This is a genomic window from Xylophilus sp. ASV27 (assembly GCF_016428875.1).
GTDB lineage: Bacteria > Pseudomonadota > Gammaproteobacteria > Burkholderiales > Burkholderiaceae_C > Xylophilus.
In genome coordinates this window covers 1-21,383 of sequence record NZ_JAELTO010000084.1, presented here as the reverse complement: position 1 = coordinate 21,383, position 21,383 = coordinate 1, and the positions used below count along the sequence as shown (strand labels likewise).

Below are 21,383 nucleotides of genomic sequence, written 5' to 3'. Positions count from 1 at the left end.
CGGGCCATGGGCCTGCTGCCGCCGGCCGCACCGCCTGCTGCGCCGGCGCCTGCGGCTCCCCCCGCGCCCGACGGGCCGGACCCACGCTACGTCGGGCGACTGCGCTGAGTCTGGAACACCCCCAGGCTACGCGCTTCGCGTCTTCGCTTTCCCTCTCAAGGGGGCACATCCAGTGGCCCGGCAAAGCCGGTTCCGCGGATGTCCTGGCATGGCCTGCTTCGCGACCTTCCGAGCCTTTGTGTCTTGTGCGTCCGCGCCATGGGGCCGCCCAGAGGCGCTTCAGGCGGCATCAGCCACGATCCAGCGCGCCGCCTTCTCCGCAATCATCAGGGTCGGGCTGTTGGTATTGCCGCTGGTGATGGTGGGCATCACTCCGGCATCGACCACGCGCAGGCCTGCCACGGTGCCGCCGCGGCCGTCGAGCACGCGCAGGCGCGCATCGACCACTGACTGCGGGTCGTCCGTGCGGCCCATGCGCGTGGTGCCCACCGGGTGGAAGATGGTGGTGGCGATGTCGCCCGCGAGCCGCGCCAGTTCCTCGTCGCTCTGGTACTGCACGCCGGGTTTCCATTCCTCCGGCTTCCAGGCCGCGAGCGCGGGCTGGGCGACGATGCGGCGCGTCACGCGCAGGGAGTCTGCGGCCACCTGGCGGTCTTCGGCGGTGCTGAGGTAGTTGGGTGCAATGGCCGGGGCGTCCTCGAAGCGCGGCGACTTCAGCTGCACCGTGCCGCGGCTGGTCGGGTTCAGGTTGCAGACGCTGGCGGTGAAGGCCGGGAAGCGGTGCAGCGGCTCGCCGAAGGCGTCGAGCGACAGCGGCTGCACGTGGTACTCGAGGTTGGGGTGGGGCCGGGCCGGGTCACTGCGCGTGAAGGCGCCGAGCTGCGAGGGGGCCATGCTCATCGGGCCGGTGCGCTTGAAGGCGTATTCCAGTCCGATGCGCGCCTTGCCCCAGACGCTGGCGGCCAGCGTATTGAGCGTGGCGTGCACACTGCCGGTGGCCTGCACCTTGTAGACCGAGCGGATCTGCAGGTGGTCCTGCAGGTTGGCGCCGACGCCGGGCAGGTCGGCCTGCACGCCGATGCCATGGCGCTGCAGCAGCGCACCCGGGCCGAGGCCCGAGAGCTGCAGCAACTGCGGCGAATTGATGGCGCCGGCGGCCAGCACCACCTCGCGTCCGGCGCGGGCGGTCACTGTCTCGTGGCCGTTCCAGATTTCTGCACCGCTGCAGCGCAGGCTGCCATCGGGCTGGCGCTCCAGCAGCAGGCGGGTGGCCTGGGCGCCGGTCCACATCTCGAAGTTGGGCCGGCCATAGCAGACGGGCCGCAGGAAGGCCTTGGCTGTGTTCCAGCGCCAGCCGTTCTTCTGGTTGACCTCGAAATAGCCCACGCCCTCGTTGTCGCCACGGTTGAAGTCGTCGGTGGCCGGGATGCCGGCCTGCTGCGCGGCGGCCGAGAAGGCGTCGAGGATGTCCCAGCGCAGGCGCTGCTTCTCCACCCGCCATTCATGGCCGCTGCCGCGGTAGCCGTCGGTGGCGGCCATGCCGGCGGCGCCGTGCAGCGCATCGCCGCCCCTGTAGTGGTCCTCGTGGTGGCGGAAGGCCGGCAGCACCTGCTCCCAGCGCCAGGCGTCATCGCCGGTGAGCTGGGCCCAGCCGTCGTAGTCGCGCGCCTGGCCGCGCATGTAGATCATGCCGTTGATGCTGCTGCAGCCGCCCAGCGTCTTGCCGCGCGGATAGCGCAGCGTGCGGCCGTTCAGGCCGGCATCGGGCTCGGTCTGGTAGAGCCAGTCGGTGCGCGGGTTGCCGATGCAGTAGAGGTAGCCCACCGGAATGTGGATCCAGTGGTAGTCGTCCCGGCGGCCGGCCTCGACCAGCAGCACGCGCTTGCGCGCGTCGGCCGAGAGCCGGTTGGCCAGCAGGGCGCCGGCGGTGCCGCCGCCGATCACGATGTAGTCGAAGGCGAGTGTCTCGCTCATCAGTCTTGTCTCCTTCTGGCAGCCGGCATTGCGCGGCGGCGGGGCAGTGGCCCCGCGCCGGCGCAGCGGCTTACTTCATCTTGTTCTGTGACAGGTCCATGATCATGCGCGCCGACAGGTACAGGCGCGGCACGATGGAGCCGATCTGCACGTATTCCGCATCGTTGGAGTGCGCGCCGTAGCCGCTCAGGCCGAAGCCCTCGATCACGGCGGCCTTGGTCTTGAGCGCGGCAAAGGCGGCATCGGTGCCCCCGCCGGTGGCGGCTTCGTAGACCTTCAGCGGCAGGCCCAGTTCCTGGTAGACCACGGCGCCATGGGCCGCCAGGCTGCGCGAAGCGGCTGTGGCCTCCAGCGGCGGGCGGCGCACCTCGAACTTCACCTGCACCTTGGAGTCGGGCAGCAGCTTGTTCTGCACGCGCTGCTGCAGCGTGGCCTCGAGCTGCTCGAAGTCCGCCACCTTGAGAGCGCGCGCATCGGCCTGAGCCGTGGCCCGCGCCGGGATCACGTTGCGGTTGGTGCCGGCCTGCGACACGGTCCAGTTGAGCTTCAGGCCGCGCTCGGGCTGCGACAGGTCCTTGAGCTGCAGCAGCTGGTGCGACAGTTCGTACAGCGCATTCACGCCCTTCTCGGGCGCCGCGCCGGCGTGCGAGGCCTTGCCCTCCACGCTCAGGTAGGCCGCGCCGATGCCGCTGGTGGCCAGGCGCAGGCCGCCGTCCTCGCCGCCGCCCTCGAACGAGAACACCGCGTCCTGCTCGCTGCCGAGTCGGGTGATGGTGGCGCGCGCGCCGGGCGAGCTGATTTCCTCGTCGCCGTTGATCAGCACCGTCAGCGTGCCGTAGTCTTTGAACTTGAGCTTCTGCAGCAGCGCGACGGTGTGGATGATCAGCGCCACGCCCTGCTTGTCGTCGGAAATGCCCAGCCCGTAGGCGCGGTCGCCGTCGACGCGGAACGGCTGGTCCTTGAGCATGCCGCGCAGGTAGACCGTATCCATGTGGGCGATCAGCATGATCTTGCGGGTGCCGGTGCCCTTGAATTCGGCATGCACCATGGCGCCGGTCTTGGGCGGCGTGTCGTCCATGCGGAAGACTTCTGCCGGCTCCATGATCTCGGCCTTGCCGCCGAGCTGCGCCAGGCGGTCGCGGATCAGCGCGGCGATCTGGGCCAGGCCTTCGACGTCCTGGCTGCCGGACTCGATGCTGACGAGGTCGCGCAGGGTGCCGAGCAGCGGGCCCTTCTCCTGCTGGGCCAGCTCGTGCACCGCTGTGACGGGGGCTGCCCGCAGCGGGCTGCCGGCGAACGCCAGCGTGCAGGCGAAGAGTGCCGCGGCCAGGGTGGCCCGGGGAGTGGGGGCAAGCGACACGGACGAACCTCGGCAAAAGAACAGAAAAGGAGCGGCCGCGCGGGCCGCCGGACAGGAAGCCATGGTAGTGCAGCATTTGCCTCGTTGCATTTGCATTTTTTATGAAGAGAAAATTGAGTATGGGTCGTGAAGCCCAGGTTCTATCTGGGCTTCAGCCCTAAATTGATTCAATCCATTCATAATTTATGAAAATAACATGACATCTCTCGCCGGGCCCGATCCGCAGAGCCTGCGCGCTTTCGTCGCGGTGGCGCGCGAGGGCAACGTCACCCGCGCGGCGCAGCAGCTGCATCTGTCGCAGCCGGCGGTCAGCCTGCAGCTCAAGGCGCTGGCCGCGCGCACCGGTCTGGTCCTGTTCGGCCGTACGCCGCAGGGGCTGGCGCTGACGGCCGATGGCGCGGCGCTGCTGCCGCAGGCCGAGCGCGCGCTGGCCGCGCTGGCCGACTTCGACCACAACGCCCTGCAACTGCGCGGCACGCCGCGCGGCAGCCTGCGCATCGGCACCATCCTGGACCCGGAATTCACGCGCCTCGGGGCTTTCCTGCGCGAGTTGCTCGCGGGCGCGCCGCAGATCGACACCGACCTGCGCCAGGCCATGAGCGGCGACCATCTGCCGGCCCTGGCCAGCGGCGCGCTGGACGGCGCGTTCTACCTCGGCGACCTGCCCGACCCGCCGCCGGCCGACATGCTGCTGCGTCCGCTGGTGCGCTTCACCTACCGCGTGCTGGCGCCGGCGGGCTGGGGCCCGCAGGTGCTCGGGCGCCAGTGGAAGGCCCTGGCCGCGCTGCCCTGGCTGGGCACGCCGCCGGAGTCGGTGCACCACCGCCTGCTGGCGGGCGTGTTCGGCCCGCTGGGCGTGGCGCCGCGCCAGGTCGCCCGGGTCGACCAGGAGGCCTCCATGCTGGACCTGGTGCGCGCGGGCGTGGGCCTGTCGCTGGTGCGCGATGCGATCGCCATCCGCGAAAGCCAGGCGCGCGGCCTGGTGGTGGCCGACCGCGTATCGCTGGGCTGCACGCTGGGTTTCGCCTGCCTGCGCGCGCGGCAGCATGAACCTGCGCTGGCCGCGGCGCTGGCGGCGCTGCAACGGGTGTGGTGGCAGCGGGGCTGAAGCTCGGCCGCATCCGCTCACGTGGCGGGCCTTCTCTTTTCCGCCTGCTGTCCGCAACGCGCGCTGTTGGCTGACAATGCCCACGCGCCCACGCCGCTAGGATCGCGTGGATCCTGTCCCTTTCTCTCCTCATCCACCCCCGCTTCCCGCTTGCCCTCGACGCCGCCCATGGACGACGCCCAACCCCGCCTCATGCTCGCCGATGCCGAGGGCGGTGCACGCGGCTACACGCTCGCCGGGCGGTGGACGGCCGCGCAGTTGGCAGACCGCGCCACCTGGCGCACGCTGTCGGCGCAGTTGCAGGGCGCCCGCGCCGCCGACGGCCGCTGGGACCTGCAGGCGGTGCAGCAGCTCGACCACATTGGCGCGCAGCTGCTGTGGGACCACTGGCAGCAGGGCTGGCCGGACGCGGTCGAGGTCTCTGCCGGCCAGCGCGCCATGCTCGAGCGCGTGGCGCGTTTCACCGTGCCGGCACCCGCTGCCGCCAAGGGCGGCTTCGCCCAGGGCATCGACTCGCTGGGCCTCAAGGTGATCCATGCGGTGGGCCACATGCGCTATGGCACGCGCCTGGTCGGCCAGTTGCTGATCGACTGCCTGCGCCTGCTGCGCGCGCCGTGGCAGGGGCCCTGGCGCGACATTTCCGGCCACCTCTACAGCATGGGCGCGATGGCGCTGCCGATCACCGCGCTGGTCGGGTTCCTGATCGGCGTGGTGCTGGCCTACCTGATGAGCATGCAGCTCAAGCAGTTCGGTGCCGACGCGTTCATCGTCAATATCCTGGGCATCTCGCTCATTCGGGAGCTGGGGCCGTTGCTGGCCGCCATCCTGGTGGCCGGGCGCTCCGGTTCGGCCATCACGGCGCAGATTGGCGTGATGCGGGTGACCGAGGAGCTCGACGCCATGCGCGTCATGGGCATCGCCCAGGGCTTCCGGCTGGTGATGCCGCGCGCACTGGCGCTGGCCGTGGCGATGCCGCTGGTCGCGGTGTGGACCACGCTGGCCTCGCTCGCCGGCGGCATGCTCGCGGCCGACGTGTCCCTGGGCGTCACGCCGGCCTTCTTCCTCAACTCGCTGCCGCAGGCGGTGCTGCCCTCCAACCTGGCGGTGGCGATGTTCAAGTCGCTCGTGTTCGGCGTGCTGATCGCGCTGGTCGGCTGCCACTTCGGCATGCGCGTCAAGCCCAACACCGAGAGCCTGGGGCAGGGCACGACCGCGTCGGTGGTCACCTCTATCACGGTGGTGATCCTGATCGACGCGCTGTTCGCCATCGTGTTCCGCAACGTCGGGATATGAGAATGGAACACCCCCGGTCTTCGCGCACTGCATGTCGCTGCGCCAACCCCCTTGCTGGGGACCGAGCCCGGACACGAAAGGTCCGGTGCGGCCCGCAAGACCTCTCCAGCGGCCCGGCGAAGCCGGTTCCGCGGATGTCCGCGGATGGCCTGCTCCGCGGCCCTGCGTGTCCAGCGCCTGCGTGCGCTGCCGGCGGTGCCCGGCACAAGGGAAGGCTCAGATGACGTTGTGCGACACCGACACCCCCGCCGCAGCGCGCGCTCCTGACGCGCCCGTGGTGGAGATCCGCGGCCTGTGGACCGCCTTCGGCAGCGGCCGCGAGCAGGTGGTGGTGCACCAGGACCTGGACCTGAGCATCGCCCGCGGCGAGATCCTGAGCCTGGTCGGCGGCTCGGGCACCGGCAAGACGGTGCTGCTGCGCCAGATGCTGGGCCTGGAGACGCCGGCGCGCGGCGAGGTCACCGTGCTCGGCGAACCGGCCGCGCGCATGGGCCGGCGCGGCGCGTCCAGCCGCGTCGGCATGCTGTTCCAGCAGGGCGCGCTGTTCTCGGCCTTCGACGTGCTGGAGAACATCGCCTTCCCGCTGCGCGAGCTGGGCACGGTGCCGGTGGCGCTGGCGCGCGACGCGGCCATGGTCAAGCTGCAGATGGTGGGCCTGAAGCCGGCCGACGCCAGCAAGATGCCCGCCGACCTGTCCGGAGGCATGGTCAAGCGCGTGGCGCTGGCGCGCGCGCTGGCCATGGACCCGCCGCTGCTGCTGCTGGACGAGCCCACCGCCGGCCTGGACCCGAGCAGCGCCGACGCCTTCTGCACCCTGCTGCGCGAACTGCACCAGGAACTGGGCCTGACCGTGGTCATGGTCACGCACGACCTGGACACGCTGTTCGCGCTGAGCACCCGCGTGGTGGTGCTGGCCGACAAGCGCATCATCGCCAGCGGAACACCGCAGGAGGTGGCGCAGGTCGACCATCCCTTCATTCACGACTACTTCCTGGGCGAGCGCGGCCGGCGCGCCATGGCGCCGGTTCCGGCCGGCTGAAAGAGAGGACCCCATGGAAAACAAATCCCACGCCTTTGCCGCCGGCCTGTTCGTGCTGGTGGTCACGGCACTGCTGGTGCTGCTGGCCTTCTGGCTCACGCGCGACAGCGGCAACTACCGCGAGTACGAACTCACCACCAAGGACACCGTGACCGGCCTGCAACTGCAGGCGCCGGTGCGCTACAAGGGCGTGCCGGTGGGCAAGGTGACGCATATCGGCTTCGACGGCGAAAGCTCGGGCAACGTGCTGATGCGCATCGCGGTGCAGGACGACACGCCTCTCACGCCCAACACCTTCGCCACGCTGGCCTACCAGGGCATCACCGGCCTGGCCTTCATCCAGCTCGACGACGACGGCCAGCCGCAGCCGGCCGCGCCGCCGGGCCGCGACGGCGTTCCGCGGCTGCCGATCAAGCCCTCGCAACTGGGCAAGCTCACCGAGAGCGCGCCTGCCATCCTGGCGCAGGTGGAGGAAGCCGGACGCCGCCTGAACACGCTGCTGTCCGACGAGAACCAGTTGCGTTTCTCCACCACGCTCACCGGGCTGTCGCAGTCCTCGGCCAACATCGCGCGCCTGACCGAGCATCTGGACAGCACGCTGACCCAGCGCGTCGACCCGGTGCTCGCCGGCATACCGCGCGCCGTGGGCGATGCCAGCGTCGCGCTGCGGGCCCTGCAGGCGGCGGCGCAGGACGTCTCCGGCGCCGCCAGCGAGATCGGCACCACCGCGCGCCGCCTGAACGAGAAGGATGGCCCGCTCGACCGGCTCGCGCAGGGCTCCGGCGCGCTCGGCCATGCGGTGGATCAGTTCGGCACCACCACGCTGCCGCGCCTGAACCGGGTCGGCGACGACGCCTCGCGCACCGTGCGCCAGTTGGGCCGCACCGTCACCAACATCAATGACAACCCGCAATCGCTGCTCTTCGGCAACGGCGCCCCCCGGCCTGGCCCCGGGGAGCCGGGCTTTGTCGCACCAGGAGCCAGCCGATGAATACGATCCACCGCATCGCCATGCCAGCCGCCGCCCTGCTGCTCGCCGTACTGGCGGGTTGCTCCTCGCTGCCGGAGCGGCCCTCGCGCCCGCTGCTCTACGACTTCGGTCCCGGCCAGGTGGCGGTGCAGCCGCAGAGCCGCATCGCCGATCTGCCGCCCATCGCGCTGGCCGACATCGACGCCAGCGGCGTGCTCGACAGCGCCATGCTCATGTACCGCCTGGCCTATACCGACGCCCAGCAGTTGCAGCCCTACGCCCTGGCGCGCTGGACGCTGCCGCCCTCGCAACTGGTGGCCCAGCGCCTGCGCGAGCGCCTGGGCCAGCGCCGCGCCGTGCTGGACGTGGACGACAGCGCCTCGCTGCAGCGCATCGACGGCAAGCTGCCGCTGATCCTGCGTCTGCAGCTCGAGGAATTCAGCCAGATATTCGACAGCCCGGCCAGCAGCGCCGGCGTGCTGCGCCTGCGCGCCACGCTGGTCGAGAAACTGCCCGAGGGCGACCGCCTGATCGCCCAACGCCTGGTGCTGTCGCGCCAGCCCGCCCCCACGGCCGACGCCGCCGGCGGCGCCAAGGCCCTGGCCACGGCCACCGACGACGCGGCCCAGCAGATCGGCGACTGGCTGGCGCAGGCTGCCGCGCCATAACCAGCTTCAGCACCTTGCCTCAAAGGACATGAACACCATGGGCTCTTCAACGATCACCCTCACCGCCGCAGACGGCTTCGCGTTCCCCGCCTACGTGGCGCAGCCCGCCGGCGCGCCCCGGGGCGCGGTCGTGGTGCTGCAGGAGATCTTCGGCGTCAACGCGCACATCCGTTCGGTCGCGGACGGCTATGCGGCCGAGGGCTACCTGGCCGTGGCGCCGGCCACGTTTTCGCGGGTCCGGCCGAACGTGGAACTGGGCTACAGCGGCGCCGACATGACGGAGGGCATCGGGCTCAAGGCCGAAGTCGAGGCCCTGCCCGCGCCCGGCGTGCTGCAGGACATCCAGGCGGCGATCGATTACGCGGCGCGGGCCGGCAAGGTCGGCATCGTCGGCTACTGCTGGGGCGGCCTGCTGGTCTGGCGCGCGGCAGAGAAGCTGCAGGGCCTGTCGGCGGCGGTGGCCTACTACGGCGGCGGCATGACGACCGGTGCGGAAGCCGGCCGCGCGCCGAGGGTTCCGGTGCTGGCGCATTTCGGCGAAAAGGACCAGCACATCATGCTGCCCAGCGTCCAGGCCTTCATCGAGCGCCAGCCACAGGTGCAGGTGCACGTCTACCCGGCCGACCACGGCTTCAACTGCGACCAGCGCGCGGCGTGGGATGTGCCTTCGGCCAGGCTGGCGCGGGAGCGCACGCTGGGCTTCTTCGCCCAACATCTGGGCTGAGGGCTGCGCCGCGGCCCGGCGCTCAGCGGCGCGCGACCGCGGCTTCCAGGTGGGTCATCGCGTCGTGGACCTCGCCCAGGCGCGTTCCCTGGGTGTGCGACGCCTGCACGATGCCTTCCATGATGTCGGAGGCCTGGCGTGCGGCGGACTGGATGTCGTGCATCATGCGCGCGGCCTCCTGCACCTGGCTATCGCCCTCCTGCACCTGTTCGGAAGAGGTGGTGATCAGGTTCTTGATCTCCTTCGCGGCCGAGGCACTGCGCTGCGCCAGGCCGCGCACCTCGCTGGCCACGACCGCGAAGCCCCGCCCCTGCTCTCCGGCGCACGCGGCCTCGACCGCGGCATTGAGCGCCAGCAGATTGGTCTGGAAGGCGATGCCGTCGATCAGCCCGACGATCTCGGCGATGCGTGCCGAGTCCGAGCGGATGCCGCTCATCGTCTGTGCCGCGCGTTCCGCCGCCGTGGCGCCTTGGCCCGCCGCGGTGGCGACCTGGCGTGTCTGGGCGTGGGCGTCGTCGGCGCGCGCGGCGCTCTCGGTCACCAGCGTGTGCAGTTCCTGGAAGGCGTTCTGCAGCATGCGCGTGGCCTTGAAGCGCGCCGTGATGTCGGTGGCGTACTTGACGATCTTGAAGGGCCGCCCCATGTAGTCGAGCACGGGGTTGTAGCTGGCCTCGATCCACACCTCCTGGCCTTGCTTGCCGACACGGCGGAACTGGCCCTGATGGAACTGCCCGCGGCCCAGGTGCCGCCAGAAGTCCGCATAGGCGGCCGAATCGCGTTCCTCGGGCGTCACGAAGATGCGATGGTGCTGGCCAAGTACTTCCTCTTCGCGCTCATAGCCGAGCGCGTCCAGGAAGTTGCGGTTGGCGCGCAGGATGCGGCCGTCGAGCGAGAACTCGATCACCGCCTGCGACCGTCCCACGGCCGTGAGCTGGCTATGCACTTCCGCGTCGTGCAACACCTCGGGGGTGATGTCCATCGCGTACTTCACGACGCGGGTCACCCGGCCACGCGGGTTGATGATCGGACTGTAGTTGGCCTGCAGCCAGAGGTCGCTGCCGTCGGCCTTGAGGCGGCGGCATCGCCCGACGAAGGCCTCGCCTGCCTGCAGACGCTCCCAGAAAGCGCGGTATTCGGAGCTGGCGGCTTCTTCCTGGTCGACCAGCAGCCGGTGGTGCTGGCCGAGCAGCTGCGCTGGTGATAGCCCATCAACGACAGGAAGTTGGCGTTGGCCCCGAGGATGGTGCCCTGGGGATCGAACTCCACCACCGCCTGGGTGCGCTGCAGCGCATCCAACTGGCGGTGTGCGATGAGGCGGCGTCGCAGGGAGCCAAGCCAGTTGTGGCGAGAGGTGGTGGGGCTGTTGGTCACGGATGCACCTTTCCGGTAGCTCGGCGCTCGCAGACGGCGTTCAAGTATAAGTGCCTGCCGTTCATGCTGCTCTCGGCTGGAAGCAGGTTACCAAGGGAGTGAGGAACTACTTCACGGTTCGGGGCGGCGCGGCGGGGGCTGTTGCCAATGCTCCTCCAGGTGCGACAGCAGGGCGCGCATGGCCGCGCTGTTGTGCCGCCGCTGCGCATAGGCGGCATACAGCCAGACATCGCGCGGCGAGTGGCCCGCCAGCACCTGCTCCAGCACTCCGGCGTCGAGCCGCTGCTGCAGCAGCAGGCGCGGCAGGCAGACCACGCCCAGCCCCTGCTCGGCCACGGCCAGCAGCGGGGCAGCGTCGGTGGCTTCCATGCGGCTCTTCAGGGCGACCGTGTGCGGCCTGCCATTGACCTCGAAGCGCCAATGCGGCTGGGGGCCGGCCAGCGAGTAGGTCAGCGCGTCGTGCGCCGAGAGATCGTCCGGGTGCAGCGGGCGGCCGTGCCGGTCCCAGTAGGCGGGCGCGGCACACACCACGAATTCCACGGGCCGCAAGCGGCGCACGATCAGGTTGGTGTCCTGGATCGTGCCGACGCGCAGGGCCACGTCGATGCCTTCCTCGATCAGGTCGACCATGCTGTTGCTCAGGTGCAGGCTGAGCGATACCTTGGGATGGCGCTCCATGAAGCTGCCGAGGATGGATGGCAGGCTCGACGCGCCCAGGCCGTGCGGCGCGGCGATGCGCAGGCGTCCGCTCGGCTGGACCGCATGTTCGCTGAGTTCGTTCTGCGTCAGCGTCATCATCTCGAGCAGGGGCGTGCTGCGCTCCAGCAGCAGGCGGCCCGCGTCGGTGAGGCGGACCGTGCGCGTGGAGCGGTGCAGCAGCCGCACCTGCAGCCGCGACTCGAGTTCGGCCACGTATTTGCTCACGTTGGCCTTGGACATGGCCAGGGGCGCCGCGGCGCGCGAGAAGCTTCCGCGCAGGGCTACCTCGCGGAAAGTCCTGATGAGATCCAGGGAATCCATTGTTTCAATTCCTGAAACGTATGCTGGGCGTCTCGGGGGGCTTCTCCCTTCGTAGGAATCGGCTTACATCAAAAATGCGGACCCGGTTCGGTGGAAAAGTGGTGGGCAATTGTTTCTGATTCCGAAATGCCGTGATTCCTCCGGAGGGCATTTAAGCACGAAACTTTGCTGTCATATGCAATTCACAAAGCATGCAATAGAGAAAAACCCTGGGGCTTCGAGGCCCGTGGGCCGGTTCCCCGGGTTTTCGCTTCGATTTGCCAACCAACCGCAAGGAATTATCATGAACGCATCCAAACTCTTCGCTATCGCCGCTCTTTCTGCCGTTGCTTCCGTAGGCGCGCACGCTGCGTCCACTTCGATGGGCGAGGGCGACAACCTGTCGCCCTATGCGTTGCAGATCCAGCCCCAGGTGGCGCCCCCCGGCTACCGGCTGCTGGAGCGCGCCACCGGCCCGGTGACGCCGATCGCCGCCACTGGCGAGGGCGATCAGCGCTCGCAGTACGCGCTGCAGATGGAGGAGTCCACCACCAGCCGCGCCACCGTGGCGGCGGAGGCGCGGCAGGCCCAGCGCCAAGGCATGGTCGCGCGCGGCGAGGCCGGCTACTCGGCCATGTAAAATGACGGATGGGCGCGCAGCCCACAAAGAGCCAGAGGAGAGCCGGGGGCCGCAAGGCCTCCGGTTCTTTTCCTTTTGGGGGGAACCGTTTTCGCCGGTCTTGCCTGCCTGGGTCGGGAAAATAAGCCTAAAAAATGCCTCAAGCCCAGGATTTTTCTGGGCTTTATGCTATTTTTTATGTAGCATTCGTGCCGCTTCCACCGCGCAGTAGGTCAGGATGCCGTCGCAGCCCGCGCGCTTGAAGGCCAACAGGCTTTCCAGCACGGCGGCGTCGTTGTCGAGCCAGCCGTTGCCGGCCGCCGCCTTGAGCATGGCGTATTCGCCGCTGACCTGGTAGGCGAAGGTGGGCACCCGGAACGCGTCCTTCACGCGGCGCACGATGTCCAGGTAGGGCATGCCGGGCTTGACCATCACCATGTCGGCGCCTTCGTCGATGTCCATGGCCACCTCGCGCAGCGCCTCGTCGCTGTTGCCTGGGTCCATCTGGTAGGTCTTCTTGTCGCTCTTGCCCAGATTCCTGGCCGAACCCACCGCGTCGCGGAAGGGGCCGTAGAAGGCGCTCGCATACTTGGCGCTGTAGGCCATGATGCGGGTGTGGATGTGGCCGCATTCCTCCAGGGCGGTGCGCACCGCGCCGATGCGCCCGTCCATCATGTCGCTGGGCGCGACGATGTCGACGCCGGCCTCGGCCTGGGTCAGCGCCTGGCGCACCAGCACTTCGATGGTCTCGTCATTGAGTACGTAGCCGTTTTCGTCCAGCAGGCCGTCCTGGCCGTGGCTGGTGTACGGGTCCAGTGCCACGTCGGTCAGCACGCCCAGCTCCGGGAAGCGCGACTTCAGCGCGCGCACCACGCGCGGCACCAGGCCGTCCGGGTTGGTCGCCTCGCGCCCGTCCGGAGTCTTGAGCGCCGGGTCGATCACCGGGAACAGCGCCAGCACCGGGATGCCCAGGGCCACGCATTCCTCGGCCACCGGCAGCAGCAGGTCCAGACTCAGGCGCTCGACGCCGGGCATTGAGGCCACCGCCTGGCGCTGCTGCTCGCCATCGAGCACGAACACCGGGTAGATCAGGTCATGCGCCGTGACCTGGTGCTCGCGTACCAGGTCGCGGGTGAAACTGTCGCGGCGCAGCCGGCGTGGGCGGGCGAGGGGGTAGGGGGTAGGGGAGGAGTGGTGCATGGCAGCGGCGCAACGGTGGTTTCGGGGCGCCGCCCGCGAAGCGAAGCAGGGGGCGCGAGAGGCAATTGCACCACAACCTTCGTTTTTCGTTCCGCCACGGTAACAGTTTTTCTTGCGACAAAAGTCACAGTTCGCTAAATTCGACCGCGGACGGTTTGCGCCGTTCCCCGCTTTTCCTCCCTGAGCGGGTGCCTTGATGTGTGACAGCAAAAAGGCTTCCTCCACCCGGCCCTCGCAGAGGGACCGGGTTTTTTTTGGCCTGTCCGGCCTACACTCGAATGATGGCCATGCTCTGGATCAAAGCCCTGCACATCGTTTTCGTCGCGAGCTGGTTCGCCGGCCTGTTCTACCTGCCGCGGATCTTCGTGAACCTGGCGCAGGTGCCGCCCGGCTCGACCGCCGAGCGCGATCGCCTGCTGCTGATGGCGCGCAAGCTGCTGCGCTTTTCCACCCTGCTGGCGGTGCCGGCGCTGCTGCTGGGCGGCTGGCTGTTCCTGGGGTACGGCATCGGCCGCGGTCCGGGCAACGGCTGGATGCACGCCAAGCTGTTGGTCGTGTTGCTGGCCGTGGGCTACCACCATGTCTGCGCCCGCCTGATGCGGCAGTTCGAGGCCGGCGGCAACCAGCGCGGCCATGTGTGGTTCCGCTGGTTCAATGAGGTGCCGGTGCTGCTGCTGCTGGCGGCCGTCGTGCTGGTGGTGGTCAAGCCTTTCTGAGCGCGGCGCGCCCCGTGAAACCCAGGCGCCCTTCGCAATTCACACTGGAAGACCGGCGGCCACCGCAACGCGCACGGTCCAGCTCCGCCTGGCCGCTGGCGCTGGCCTATGCCGCGCTGATCGTCTACGCCAGCCTGTATCCGTTCTCCGACTGGCGCGACCAGGGCATCGCGCCCTGGGCCTTCCTGAGCGCGCCGCTGCCGCGCTGGTGGACCTGGTTCGACCTCATTTCCAACGTGCTGGGCTATGCGCCGCTGGGCTTCCTGCTGGGGCTGGCCGCGCTGCGCTCGGGCCGCGGCGTGCGTGGCGTGCTGCTGGCGGCGCTGGCCTGCGGCGTGCTCTCCCTGTGCATGGAGACGCTGCAGAGCTACCTGCCGATGCGCGTGCCCTCCAACGTCGACCTGGCGCTCAACAGCGCCGGTGCCGTGGCCGGCGCCTTCCTGGCCTGGGTGCTGGAGCCGCTGGGCGCGATCGCGCGCTGGGACCGGCTGCGCGGGCGCTGGTTCGTGCCCGACGCGCGCGGCGCGCTGGCCCTGCTGGCGCTGTGGCCGGTGGCGCTGCTGTTTCCGATGGCGGTGCCCTTCGGCCTGGGCCAGGTGGCCGAGCGCCTGGAGGAGAGCCTGGCCGTGCTGCTGGACGACACCCCGTTCCTGCAATGGCTGCCGCTGCGCGACGTCGAGCTGCAGCCCCTGCTGCCCGGGGCCGAACTGCTGTGCGTGGTGCTGGGCGCGCTCGTGCCCTGCCTGCTGGCCTACAGCATCGTGCGCACCCGGCGCCAGCGCGCGGTGTCCGCGCTCGCCATCCTCGCGCTGGGCGTGGCGGCGACGAGCCTGTCCTCCGCGCTCACCTATGCGCCGGCCCATGCCTGGGTGTGGCTGAGCTTTCCGGTGCAGATCGGGCTGGCGGCCGCGCTGGTGCTGGCGGCGCTGGCGTTGCCGCTGCCGCGCCGCGGCTGTGCCGCGCTGGCGCTGCTGGCGCTGGCGGTGCACCTGAACCTGCTCAACGAGGCGCCCACCAGCGCCTACTTCGCGCAGACGCTGCAGACCTGGGAGCAGGGGCGCTTCATCCGTTTCCACGGCGTCGTGCAATGGCTGGGCTGGATCTGGCCGTACGTGGTGCTGGTCTATGTGCTGGTGCGGGTGTCGCGCCGCGAGCGCCTCCTAGAATGAGGGCGATGAGCACGCCCGCACCTTCTTCCTATTACCAGCGCCACATCTTCTTCTGCCTCAACGAGCGCAAGTCCGGCGAGGAGAGCTGCGCGCGCCACGACGCGCAGCGCGGCTTCGACCATTGCAAGGCGCGCGTCAAGGCGGCCGGGCTGGCCGGCCCGGGCAAGGTGCGGGTGAACAAGGCTGGTTGCCTGGACCGCTGCGCCGGCGGGCCGGTCGCCGTGGTCTATCCGGAAGGGGTCTGGTACACCTTCGTCGACGAGGCCGACATCGACGAGATCGTCGAGGCGCACCTGGGCCGGGGCGAAGTCGTGCAGCGCCTGCTGCTGCCGCCCAACGTCGGCCGCTGAGCATTTTTCGAGTGAAATGTGGATCAAGCCCAGGTAGTATCTGGGCTTTTAGCTATAAAATAAATAGCAAACCATGAATTCCCGGACCGAATCCCTGCGCCTGGCGGGTGCCGCCGGTGCCATCGAGGCGCTGCGCGACGCGCCCGCCGAGGGCAGCCCGTCGCGCGGCGTGGCCCTGATCTGCCACCCGCACCCGCTGTTCGGCGGCACCATGGACAACAAGGTGGTGCAGACCCTGGCGCGCGCCTTCGTGCAATGCGGCTGGAGCGCGGTGCGCTTCAACTTCCGCGGCGTGGGCGCGAGCGCCGGCACGCACGACGAGGGGCGCGGCGAGGCGGACGACCTGCTGGCCGTGATCGAGCAGGTGGCGCCGCACGGGCCGCTGGCGCTGGCCGGCTTCTCCTTTGGCTCCTTCGTCGCCAGCCAGGCGCTGGCCGCGCTGTGGCCGACGCGGCCGGCCGGGCAGGTGGTCTTCGTCGGCACCGCCGCCAGCCGCTTCACCGTGGCCGCGCTGCCGCCCGAGGCGCACGCCCGCACCCTGGTCGTGCATGGCGAGCAGGACGACACCGTGCCCCTGGCCGCCGTGCTGGACTGGGCGCGGCCGCAGTCACTTCCTGTGACAGTCGTGCCGGGAGGCGGCCATTTTTTCCACGGACAATTGCCCCTGCTCAAGTCCCTGGTGGTGCGCCACCTGCAGGTGCTCTGAGCGCTGCCCTGCGCTGGTACCTTCGCCGCCGTTTTCTTTTCCGCACTCCCCCGCATTTCGCCACCCCATGACCCGCATCCTGCCGACGCTCCGCGCGCTCGTCCTCGCCGCGCTTGCCGCGCCCTTCATCGCCGTCCTGCCGGCCGCCGCGCAGGCGCCGCAACCGCCGGAGATCGCGGCGCGCGCCTATCTGCTGTTCGACGTCACCTCCGGCCAGACGCTGGCGCAGAAGGATGCCGACATGCCGGTGGAGCCCGCCTCGCTCACCAAGCTGATGTCGGCCTACCTGGTGTTCGACGCGCTCAAGGCCAAGAAGATCACGCTGCAGCAGACCATGCCGGTCAGCGTGCGCGCGTGGAAGATGCCCGGCTCGCGCATGTTCATCGACCCGAAGATGCAGGTCCCGGTCGAAGACCTGATCAAGGGCATGATCGTGCAGTCCGGCAATGACGCCACCATGGCGCTGGCCGAGGCCGTGGGGGGCAGCGCCGAGCGCTTCGTGCAGATGATGAACGACCAGGCCAAGGTCCTGGGCATGCACAACACCAGCTACAAGAACCCGGAAGGCCTGACCGAGCCCGGCCACACCACCACCGCGCGCGACCTTGCCCTGCTGGCCACGCGGCTGATGCAGGACTTTCCGGAGTACGTAGGCTACTACGCCCTGAAGGACTACCGCTACCCCGGCACCCCGGCCAGCAACAGCCACAACCGCAACACGCTGCTGTACCGCGATCCCACGGTCGACGGCCTGAAGACCGGCCACACCCAGGCCGCCGGCTACTGCCTGGTGGCCACTGCCAAGCGCGACCTGCCGGGCGTCGGCCCGCGCCGCCTGCTCTCCATCGTGCTCGGAGCCGCCAGCGAGAGCGCCCGCGCCAACGAGTCGCAGAAGCTGCTCAACTGGGGCTACACCGCCTTCGACGCGGTCAAGCTGTTCGATGCCAACCAGGCGGTGGTCACCCCCAGCGTCTGGAAGGGCACCAGCAACCAGATCAAGCTCGGTCGCCCGGCGCCCATCGTCGTGGCCGTGCCCGCCGGCAGCGGCGCCAGAATCAAGACCGAGGTCGCGCGCCCCGATCCGCTGGTGGCGCCGTTCGACAAGGGCCAGGCGCTCGGCACCCTCAAGGTCTCCGTCGCCGACCAGCCGCTGCTCGACGTCCCGCTGGTGGTGCTGGAGGCCGTGCCGCAGGCCGGCTTCCTCGGCCGGGCCTGGGATTCCATTCGTCTCTGGATCAAGTAAGCAGCAGCATTTGCCCCCGGCAGGGGGCGCTGCTATACTCGCGGGCTTTTCGGAAAAATTCCGAAGGGTTTCACGTTTTTGTTTTCCAAACGTTTAGGGACGTTTTAATGCCAACCATCAACCAGCTCGTGCGTCAGGGGCGCGAGGTCGAAAAGACCAAGTCCAAGAGCCCCGCGATGCAAAACTCGCCCCAGCGCCGTGGCGTGTGCACCCGTGTGTACACCACGACGCCGAAGAAGCCGAACTCCGCTCTGCGCAAGGTCGCCAAGGTGCGCCTGACCAACGGCTTCGAAGTCATCTCCTACATCGGCGGCGAAGGCCACAACCTGCAGGAACACAGCGTGGTGCTGGTCCGCGGCGGCCGTGTGAAGGATCTCCCCGGCGTGCGCTACCACATCGTGCGCGGCTCGCTCGACCTGCAAGGCGTCAAGGATCGCAAGCAGGCGCGCTCCAAGTACGGCGCGAAGAAGCCCAAGGCCAAGTAAGCCCTGCGTTTCCAGTCGGTCAACAAAATGGTGCTGTTTCCCGCGTGGCGCGGAGATGCAGCGTAGTGACCCGATGTCCGGGTCGAGTAAGTGAGAGTCCTGCTGGCTCTCGCGGTGTCCGCCAGGGCGCCAACTGAAGCAAACAAGAGGTGAAAAATGCCACGTCGTCGCGAAGTCCCCAAACGTGAAATCCTGCCGGACCCTAAGTACGGCAATGTCGAACTGTCCAAGTTCATGAACGTCATCATGGAAGGCGGCAAGAAGGCCGTCGCCGAGCGCATCATCTATGGCGCGCTCGACCTGATCGAGAAGAAGAACCCGGACAAGGATCCCCTGGAAGCCTTCACCGTTGCCATCAACAACGTCAAGCCCATGGTGGAAGTGAAGTCCCGCCGCGTCGGTGGCGCCAACTACCAGGTCCCGGTGGAAGTGCGCCCGGTGCGCCGCCTGGCCTTGTCCATGCGCTGGATCAAGGAAGCCGCCCGCAAGCGCGGCGAGAAGTCCATGGCGCAGCGCCTGGCCAATGAGCTGCTCGAAGCCACGGAAGGCCGTGGCGGCGCCATGAAGCGCCGCGACGAAGTGCACCGCATGGCCGAGGCGAACAAGGCCTTCAGCCACTTCCGCTTCTAAGAACCGTACCCAACTAAGGCCCTCAAGCCTTTCAGGCGATGTGAGCCCGACCTGCTGCGTTTGCGGCGGGCGGGCTCTGCGCCGTTTCAGGAGAAACTCATGTCCCGCAAGACCCCCATCGAGCGATACCGCAACATCGGTATCTCGGCGCACATCGACGCCGGCAAGACCACGACCACCGAGCGCATCCTGTTCTACACCGGTGTGAACCACAAGATCGGTGAAGTGCACGACGGCGCTGCCACCATGGACTGGATGGAGCAGGAGCAGGAGCGCGGCATCACGATCACCTCGGCTGCCACGACCTGCTTCTGGAAGGGCATGGACATGTCTTTCCCCGAGCACCGCATCAACATCATCGACACCCCGGGCCACGTGGACTTCACCATCGAGGTGGAGCGTTCCATGCGCGTGCTCGACGGCGCCTGCATGGTGTACTGCGCCGTGGGCGGCGTGCAGCCCCAGTCGGAAACCGTCTGGCGCCAGGCCAACAAGTACAAGGTGCCGCGCCTCGCGTTCGTCAACAAGATGGACCGCACCGGCGCCAACTTCTTCAAGGTCGTCGACCAGATGAAGCTGCGCCTGAAGGCCAACCCCGTGCCCATCGTGATTCCGATCGGCGCCGAGGAGAACTTCAAGGGCGTGGTCGACCTGCGCAAGATGAAGGCCATCATCTGGGACGAAGCGTCCCAGGGCATGAAGTTCACCTTCGAGGAAATCCCGGCCGAACTGCTCGAAACCGCCAAGGAATGGCGCGAGAAGATGGTCGAGGCGGCCGCCGAGGCCTCCGAGGAGCTGATGAACAAGTACCTGGAAGAGGGCGATCTGACCGAAGAGGAGATCACCCAGGGCCTGCGCACGCGCGCCATCGCCTGCGAAATCCAGCCCATGCTGTGCGGCACGGCGTTCAAGAACAAGGGTGTCCAGCGCATGCTCGACGCCGTGATCGAACTCATGCCGTCCCCGCTGGACATCCCGCCGGTCGCAGGTACCGACGAGGACGAGAAGGAAGTCCACCGCAAGGCCGACGACAACGAGAAGTTCTCCGCGCTGGCGTTCAAGCTCATGACCGACCCGTTCGTGGGCCAGTTGACCTTCGTGCGCGTCTACTCGGGCGTGTTGACCAAGGGCGACACCGTCTACAACCCGGTCAAGGGCCGCAAGGAGCGTATCGGCCGCATCGTGCAGATGCACGCCAACGAACGCCTCGAAGTCGATGAAATCCGCGCCGGCGACATCGCCGCCTGCGTCGGCCTGAAGGACGTGACCACGGGCGAGACCCTGTGCGACCCGGATGCCATCCTGACGCTGGAGCGCATGGTCTTCCCCGAGCCGGTGATCCGCCAGGCCGTGGAGCCCAAGACCAAGGCCGACCAGGAGAAGATGGGCATTGCGCTGCAGCGCCTGGCGTCCGAGGATCCGTCGTTCCGCGTGAACACCGACGAGGAGTCGGGCCAGACCATCATCGCCGGCATGGGCGAGCTCCACCTTGAAATCATCGTGGACCGCATGAAGCGCGAATTCGGCGTGGAAGCCAACGTGGGCAAGCCGCAAGTGGCCTACCGCGAAACCATCCGCAAGACCGTCGAGGAAGCCGAAGGCAAGTTCGTGCGCCAGTCGGGCGGCAAGGGCCAGTACGGCCACGTCGTGCTGAAGATCGAGCCGAACGAGCCGGGCAAGGGCATCGAGTTCGTCGACGCGATCAAGGGAGGCGTCGTGCCGCGCGAATTCATTCCCGCGGTCGAGAAGGGCATCCACGAGGCCGTCACGCAAGGCGTGCTGGCCAATTACCCGGTGGTGGACGTCAAGGTCACGCTGCACTTCGGTTCGTACCACGACGTGGACTCGAACGAACTGGCGTTCAAGATGGCCGCCATCTTCGGCTTCAAGGAAGGCTGCAGGAAGGCCAATCCGGTCATCCTCGAGCCGATGATGGCCGTGGAAGTCGAGACGCCCGAGGACTACGCCGGCAACGTGATGGGCGACCTGTCCTCGCGTCGCGGCATGGTTCAGGGCATGGACGACATGGTCGGCGGCGGCAAGGCCATCAAGGCCGAGGTCCCGCTGTCGGAAATGTTCGGCTACTCGACGACCCTGCGCTCCATGTCGCAGGGCCGCGCCACCTACACGATGGAGTTCAAGCACTACGCCGAAGCTCCGCGCAACGTGGCCGAAGCCATCGTGGCCGCTCGCGCCAAGTAAGTGGACCGCAAGGGCGGCGCGGCTCGGGCCGCGCCGCCCTGCTCTCGTTTTTGTCTGCGACCGTGTGCCTCTCGCTGCCCGTGGCGAGGGAACAAGCAACATGGTGCAGACGTTAAACCATCACACGGGCATGTTCTTTTTCAAGGATCGAAAATGGCAAAAGGTAAGTTCGAACGCACCAAGCCCCACGTGAACGTGGGCACGATTGGTCACGTGGACCACGGCAAGACCACGCTGACGGCTGCAATCGCCACCGTGCTGTCGAAGAAGTTTGGCGGCGAAGCCAAGGCCTACGACCAGATCGACGCGGCACCGGAAGAAAAGGCCCGCGGCATCACCATCAACACCGCGCACGTCGAATACGAAACGGCCAACCGCCACTACGCACACGTCGACTGCCCCGGCCACGCCGACTACGTCAAGAACATGATCACCGGCGCCGCCCAGATGGACGGCGCCATCCTGGTCTGCTCCGCCGCTGACGGCCCCATGCCCCAGACCCGCGAGCACATCCTGCTGGCGCGCCAGGTCGGCGTCCCCTACATCATCGTCTTCCT

General features: G+C 68.4%; 20 protein-coding genes and 2 pseudogenes. 16 read left to right on the top strand and 6 right to left on the bottom strand.

All coding sequences use genetic code 11. The annotated features are described in order from the left end of the window. Positions 1 to 279: 279 nt before the first annotated feature. Positions 280 to 1,974, bottom strand: coding sequence for a GMC family oxidoreductase (locus JHD63_RS16490; protein ID WP_198971894.1), 1,695 nt, complete (start codon positions 1,972 to 1,974; stop codon positions 280 to 282). Between the two features lie 70 nt (positions 1,975 to 2,044). After that, positions 2,045 to 3,397, bottom strand: a complete 1,353-nt coding sequence (locus tag JHD63_RS16485) for a M20/M25/M40 family metallo-hydrolase (RefSeq protein WP_198971893.1) — start codon at positions 3,395 to 3,397, stop codon at positions 2,045 to 2,047. A gap of 133 nt (positions 3,398 to 3,530) precedes the next feature. On the opposite strand from JHD63_RS16485, the gene JHD63_RS16480 reads away from it, so the two are divergent. The 6 genes from JHD63_RS16480 (at position 3,531) to JHD63_RS16455 (ending at position 9,136) form a co-directional block, all read left to right on the top strand. Then, positions 3,531 to 4,442, top strand: coding sequence for a LysR family transcriptional regulator (locus JHD63_RS16480; RefSeq protein WP_198971892.1), 912 nt, complete (start codon positions 3,531 to 3,533; stop codon positions 4,440 to 4,442). A gap of 168 nt (positions 4,443 to 4,610) precedes the next feature. Beyond that, positions 4,611 to 5,735, top strand: coding sequence for an MlaE family ABC transporter permease (locus tag JHD63_RS16475; protein ID WP_198971891.1), 1,125 nt, complete (start codon positions 4,611 to 4,613; stop codon positions 5,733 to 5,735). A gap of 220 nt (positions 5,736 to 5,955) precedes the next feature. Beyond that, positions 5,956 to 6,774, top strand: coding sequence for an ABC transporter ATP-binding protein (locus JHD63_RS16470; RefSeq protein ID WP_198971890.1), 819 nt, complete (start codon positions 5,956 to 5,958; stop codon positions 6,772 to 6,774). Between the two features lie 13 nt (positions 6,775 to 6,787). Next, positions 6,788 to 7,765 carry an MlaD family protein gene (locus JHD63_RS16465; protein WP_198971889.1) on the top strand — a complete coding sequence of 326 codons (978 nt, stop codon included), beginning with the start codon at positions 6,788 to 6,790 and terminating at the stop codon, positions 7,763 to 7,765. After that, on the top strand, positions 7,762 to 8,412 hold the full coding sequence (locus tag JHD63_RS16460; RefSeq protein ID WP_233168282.1) for an ABC-type transport auxiliary lipoprotein family protein: 651 nt from the start codon (positions 7,762 to 7,764) through the stop codon (positions 8,410 to 8,412). The genes JHD63_RS16465 and JHD63_RS16460 overlap by 4 nt, the downstream gene beginning before the upstream one ends. A gap of 37 nt (positions 8,413 to 8,449) precedes the next feature. Further along, a complete protein-coding gene (locus JHD63_RS16455; protein ID WP_198971888.1) occupies positions 8,450 to 9,136 on the top strand; it encodes a dienelactone hydrolase family protein in 687 nt (228 codons plus the stop codon). A gap of 22 nt (positions 9,137 to 9,158) precedes the next feature. Here the strand turns inward: JHD63_RS16455 and JHD63_RS25030 are convergent. The 3 genes and pseudogenes from JHD63_RS25030 to JHD63_RS16445 all read right to left on the bottom strand — a co-directional run. Then, positions 9,159 to 9,569: pseudogene (locus JHD63_RS25030) on the bottom strand (methyl-accepting chemotaxis protein); the annotation flags it as partial. A gap of 198 nt (positions 9,570 to 9,767) precedes the next feature. After that, a pseudogene (locus JHD63_RS25025) lies at positions 9,768 to 10,301 on the bottom strand (PAS domain-containing protein); the annotation flags it as partial. 317 nt (positions 10,302 to 10,618) lie between these two features. Next, positions 10,619 to 11,527: a LysR family transcriptional regulator gene (locus JHD63_RS16445; RefSeq protein WP_198971887.1), complete on the bottom strand. Its 909-nt coding sequence runs from the start codon at positions 11,525 to 11,527 to the stop codon at positions 10,619 to 10,621. 283 nt (positions 11,528 to 11,810) lie between these two features. Here JHD63_RS16445 and JHD63_RS16440 point away from each other — a divergent pair, with 283 nt between their 5' ends. Beyond that, positions 11,811 to 12,146, top strand: a complete 336-nt coding sequence (locus tag JHD63_RS16440; RefSeq protein ID WP_198971886.1) for a hypothetical protein — start codon at positions 11,811 to 11,813, stop codon at positions 12,144 to 12,146. A 168-nt stretch (positions 12,147 to 12,314) separates the two neighbouring features. On the opposite strand, the gene hemB is transcribed toward JHD63_RS16440, so the two are convergent. Continuing rightward, a complete protein-coding gene (gene hemB / locus JHD63_RS16435; RefSeq protein ID WP_198971885.1) occupies positions 12,315 to 13,325 on the bottom strand; it encodes a porphobilinogen synthase in 1,011 nt (336 codons plus the stop codon). Between the two features lie 287 nt (positions 13,326 to 13,612). Between hemB and JHD63_RS16430 the strand changes: the two genes are divergently transcribed. From JHD63_RS16430 to JHD63_RS16390, 9 genes are all read left to right on the top strand, one after another. After that, complete coding sequence (locus JHD63_RS16430) at positions 13,613 to 14,041, top strand: CopD family protein (RefSeq protein WP_198971884.1); 429 nt, start codon at positions 13,613 to 13,615, stop codon at positions 14,039 to 14,041. 44 nt (positions 14,042 to 14,085) lie between these two features. After that, positions 14,086 to 15,210, top strand: coding sequence for a VanZ family protein (locus JHD63_RS16425; RefSeq protein ID WP_198971895.1), 1,125 nt, complete (start codon positions 14,086 to 14,088; stop codon positions 15,208 to 15,210). Beyond that, positions 15,207 to 15,560: a (2Fe-2S) ferredoxin domain-containing protein gene (locus tag JHD63_RS16420; RefSeq protein WP_198971883.1), complete on the top strand. Its 354-nt coding sequence runs from the start codon at positions 15,207 to 15,209 to the stop codon at positions 15,558 to 15,560. Before JHD63_RS16425 ends, JHD63_RS16420 begins: the two co-directional genes overlap by 4 nt. Before the next feature lie 73 nt (positions 15,561 to 15,633). Further along, positions 15,634 to 16,266: an alpha/beta hydrolase gene (locus tag JHD63_RS16415; RefSeq protein WP_198971882.1), complete on the top strand. Its 633-nt coding sequence runs from the start codon at positions 15,634 to 15,636 to the stop codon at positions 16,264 to 16,266. Between the two features lie 67 nt (positions 16,267 to 16,333). Continuing rightward, the gene (locus JHD63_RS16410) at positions 16,334 to 17,509 is read left to right on the top strand and encodes a D-alanyl-D-alanine carboxypeptidase family protein (protein ID WP_198971881.1); all 1,176 of its coding nucleotides are present in this window, start codon (positions 16,334 to 16,336) and stop codon (positions 17,507 to 17,509) included. A gap of 107 nt (positions 17,510 to 17,616) precedes the next feature. Continuing rightward, positions 17,617 to 17,994: a 30S ribosomal protein S12 gene (rpsL, locus tag JHD63_RS16405; RefSeq protein WP_198971880.1), complete on the top strand. Its 378-nt coding sequence runs from the start codon at positions 17,617 to 17,619 to the stop codon at positions 17,992 to 17,994. A 156-nt stretch (positions 17,995 to 18,150) separates the two neighbouring features. After that, entirely contained in the window at positions 18,151 to 18,624 is a 474-nt protein-coding gene (gene rpsG / locus JHD63_RS16400; protein WP_198971879.1) for a 30S ribosomal protein S7, read from the top strand. A gap of 99 nt (positions 18,625 to 18,723) precedes the next feature. Next, on the top strand, positions 18,724 to 20,826 hold the full coding sequence (gene fusA, locus JHD63_RS16395; protein WP_198971878.1) for an elongation factor G: 2,103 nt from the start codon (positions 18,724 to 18,726) through the stop codon (positions 20,824 to 20,826). A 153-nt stretch (positions 20,827 to 20,979) separates the two neighbouring features. Then, a partial coding sequence (locus JHD63_RS16390; RefSeq protein WP_198971877.1) for a GTP-binding protein occupies positions 20,980 to 21,383 on the top strand: 404 nt, incomplete at its 3' end.

Bases quoted from the DNA above. Each gene is read 5' to 3' on its own strand.
- JHD63_RS16490 (WP_198971894.1), bottom strand. From the start codon at position 1,974: ATGAGCGAGACACTCGCCTTCGACTACATCGTGATCGGCGGCGGCACC.
- JHD63_RS16485 (WP_198971893.1), bottom strand. From the start codon at position 3,397: ATGGCTTCCTGTCCGGCGGCCCGCGCGGCCGCTCCTTTTCTGTTCTTT.
- JHD63_RS16480 (WP_198971892.1), top strand. From the start codon at position 3,531: ATGACATCTCTCGCCGGGCCCGATCCGCAGAGCCTGCGCGCTTTCGTC.
- JHD63_RS16475 (WP_198971891.1), top strand. From the start codon at position 4,611: ATGGACGACGCCCAACCCCGCCTCATGCTCGCCGATGCCGAGGGCGGT.
- JHD63_RS16470 (WP_198971890.1), top strand. From the start codon at position 5,956: ATGACGTTGTGCGACACCGACACCCCCGCCGCAGCGCGCGCTCCTGAC.
- JHD63_RS16465 (WP_198971889.1), top strand. From the start codon at position 6,788: ATGGAAAACAAATCCCACGCCTTTGCCGCCGGCCTGTTCGTGCTGGTG.
- JHD63_RS16460 (WP_233168282.1), top strand. From the start codon at position 7,762: ATGAATACGATCCACCGCATCGCCATGCCAGCCGCCGCCCTGCTGCTC.
- JHD63_RS16455 (WP_198971888.1), top strand. From the start codon at position 8,450: ATGGGCTCTTCAACGATCACCCTCACCGCCGCAGACGGCTTCGCGTTC.
- JHD63_RS16445 (WP_198971887.1), bottom strand. From the start codon at position 11,527: ATGGATTCCCTGGATCTCATCAGGACTTTCCGCGAGGTAGCCCTGCGC.
- JHD63_RS16440 (WP_198971886.1), top strand. From the start codon at position 11,811: ATGAACGCATCCAAACTCTTCGCTATCGCCGCTCTTTCTGCCGTTGCT.
- hemB (WP_198971885.1), bottom strand. From the start codon at position 13,325: ATGCACCACTCCTCCCCTACCCCCTACCCCCTCGCCCGCCCACGCCGG.
- JHD63_RS16430 (WP_198971884.1), top strand. From the start codon at position 13,613: ATGCTCTGGATCAAAGCCCTGCACATCGTTTTCGTCGCGAGCTGGTTC.
- JHD63_RS16420 (WP_198971883.1), top strand. From the start codon at position 15,207: ATGAGGGCGATGAGCACGCCCGCACCTTCTTCCTATTACCAGCGCCAC.
- JHD63_RS16415 (WP_198971882.1), top strand. From the start codon at position 15,634: ATGAATTCCCGGACCGAATCCCTGCGCCTGGCGGGTGCCGCCGGTGCC.
- JHD63_RS16410 (WP_198971881.1), top strand. From the start codon at position 16,334: ATGACCCGCATCCTGCCGACGCTCCGCGCGCTCGTCCTCGCCGCGCTT.
- rpsL (WP_198971880.1), top strand. From the start codon at position 17,617: ATGCCAACCATCAACCAGCTCGTGCGTCAGGGGCGCGAGGTCGAAAAG.
- rpsG (WP_198971879.1), top strand. From the start codon at position 18,151: ATGCCACGTCGTCGCGAAGTCCCCAAACGTGAAATCCTGCCGGACCCT.
- fusA (WP_198971878.1), top strand. From the start codon at position 18,724: ATGTCCCGCAAGACCCCCATCGAGCGATACCGCAACATCGGTATCTCG.